Genomic DNA, 2,656 nt, shown 5'->3' on the forward strand with positions numbered 1-2,656 from the left:
CCCAACCCAACCAACCCGAACCCCCCGAACCACCCGAACCCGACCACACCGCCACCCACCTGCCCACCTACCCCTTCCAACACCACCACTACTGGGTCAGCGTCGGAGCCGGGGCGGGCGCGAGGGTGACGGGTCCGTCGTCGGACGCATGGCGGTACGAGACCGTGTGGCGGCCCAGTCCGGCAGGCGCACGTGCGCTGAGCGGGCACTGGCTCATCGTGGCTCCTCCAGGACATCCGTTCGCCGGCCCGGTCGCCGAGACACTGGCGGGGCTCGGGGCCGAAACGCATGTGGCGGCCGCGGACGGCGCCCGCGAGCTGCGTTCGGAGTTGGAGATCGCCGGAGTGGTCTCGCTCCTGGCACTGGCGGAGGACGACGGCGACCGGAGCCGCGTGGTTCCCGCCGGGCTTGCCGCGACCTTGGAGCTGGTGCGGTGGCACGCGCAGGCGCCCGAGGGCGTGCCGCTGTGGTGCGTGACGCGCGCGGCGGTCCGGGCCGGTGCGGAGGATCCGCCACCGGACCCGCGCCAGGCGATGGTGTGGGGACTCGGCAGGGTGGCCGCGCTGGAGCATCCGCGGCACTGGGGTGGGCTGATCGACCTGCCCGGCGAACCGGACGAGCGAACCTGGGTGCGGCTGAGCGAGGCCATCAGCAACGCGGACGGGGAGGACCAGCTGGCCGTCCGGTCCTCGGGACTGCGTGCGCGCCGGCTCGTGCGGGCCCGCCTCGGAGGGCCCGCCGCGGCTCGGACGTGGCGGCCGGAGGGGACGACGCTCGTCACCGGCGGCACCGGTGCGCTCGGCGTGCTCCTGGCTCGGGCGATGGCCGAACGGGGCGCGGAGCATCTGCTGCTCGTGTCCCGCCGTGGCGCGGAGGCGCCCGGAGCCGATCGCGTCGCCGCGGAACTGGCGGCGCTCGGTACGCGAGTGACTTTCGCGGCGTGCGACGTCACCGACCGGGAGGCGGTGGAGGGACTGGCGCTGAGGTGTGAGGACGAGGGCGCGCCGGTCCGTTCGGTGGTCCACGCCGCCGTCGTCGGCGAACTCGCCCCGCTCACGAGCCTCGGCACGGCGGACCTGGCCGCGGCGCTGGCCGCCAAGGTCGGGGGAGCGCGGGTCCTGGACGAGGTGTTCGCCGACAGGGACCTGGACTCCTTCGTCCTGTTCTCCTCCATCACGGCCGTGTGGGGGAGTGGCGAGCATGGCGCGTACGCCGCGGCCAACGCCTATCTCGACGCGCTCGCCGAGCGCCGCCGGGCGGAGGGGCGTCCCGTGACGTCGGTCGCCTGGGGGATCTGGGCGGCGCCCGGTGAGGAGGACGAGGACCGACGCCTGGAGCTGACCGACCGTGCGCACCGCCAGGGGCTCGTGCCGCTCGACCCGGCGTCCGCCTTCGCGGCGCTCTGGGAGGTGCTGGACCGTGGCGACGCCGCACCGGTGGTCGCGGACGTGGACTGGGACCGGTTCCTGCCCATGTTCACCCTGGCGCGGCCGAGTCGCCTCTTCGCCGAGATCGCGCCGGCCGGGCCGGGCACGGCGGGGGGCGTCGCCGGCGCGGACGAGGAGAAGGCGGCGGCCTGGCGCGAGCGGTTCGCGGGGCTGCCCGCCGCCGAGCACGAGCGGGCACTGGTCGAGCTGGTCCGGGCGGACGTCGCGCACGTCCTCGGCCACGGGTCTCCCGAGGCCGTCGATCCCAGGCGTGCCTTCAACGAGATCGGTTTCGACTCACTGACAGCGGTGGAACTTCGCAACCGCCTCACCCGCGCGACGGGACTGCCGCTGCCCGCGACGCTGGCGTTCGACCATCCGACCGTCGTGGAGGTCGCGCGGCGCCTCGCCGCCGAGCTGACCGGCGACGCCGCGGTCGCGCCGGCCGCGACGGCGGTGGCGCGCGCGGACGACGACCCATTGGTCATCGTGGGCATGGCGTGCCGGTTCCCGGGCGGGGTGCGTTCCCCGGAGGACCTGTGGGAGCTGGTGCTGTCCGGCACCGACGCCATCTCCGACTTCCCCACCGACCGCGGCTGGGACCTACAGGCGCTGTTCGATCAGGACCCGGACCGTCCGCGGACCACCTACACGCGGCGGGGCGGGTTCCTGTACGACGCGGCGGAGTTCGACGCCGAGCCTTTCGGCATCTCGCCGCGTGAGGCGCTCGCGATGGACCCGCAGCAGCGGATCCTGCTGGAGACCGCCTGGGAGCTGTTCGAACGCACGGGCATCGACCCCGGTTCGCTACGAGGTTCCTCGACCGGTGTGTTCGTGAGCTGCAACCTGCCCCAGTACGGCGGGGGCATCCAACGGGTGCCCGGCGACCTGGAGGGGCACCTGCTCACGGGCTCGAACTCCAGTGTGGTGTCGGGGCGGTTGGCCTACACCTTCGGGCTGGAAGGCCCGGCCGTGACCGTGGACACCGCCTGCTCCTCCTCCCTCGTCGCCCTCCACCTGGCCGCCCAGGCCGTCCGCAACGGGGAGTGTTCCCAGGCGGTGGCGGGCGGGGTCGGGATCCTGACCAGTCCCGATCCGTTCGTGGGCTTCAGCCGTCAACGCGTGCTGTCACCGGACGGGCGGTGCAAGGCGTTCGGGGCCGGTGCCGACGGCATCGGCCTGGCCGAAGGCGCCGGCCTCGTCCTCATCGAACCCCTCACCCAAGCCCA

Annotated in this window: 1 protein-coding gene; it reads left to right on the forward strand. The window is 74.1% G+C overall.

Annotated features, from left to right (window positions below; genetic code table 11):
• Positions 1–218 precede the first annotated feature (218 nt).
• Positions 219–2,656, forward strand: a 2,438-nt coding sequence (locus ABWI07_RS43815; protein ID WP_353822174.1) for a type I polyketide synthase, incomplete at its 3' end; no start/stop codon positions are given.

The organism is Actinomadura sp. NPDC000600, from assembly GCF_040492135.1.
Taxonomy (GTDB): Bacteria; Actinomycetota; Actinomycetes; order Streptosporangiales; family Streptosporangiaceae; genus Spirillospora.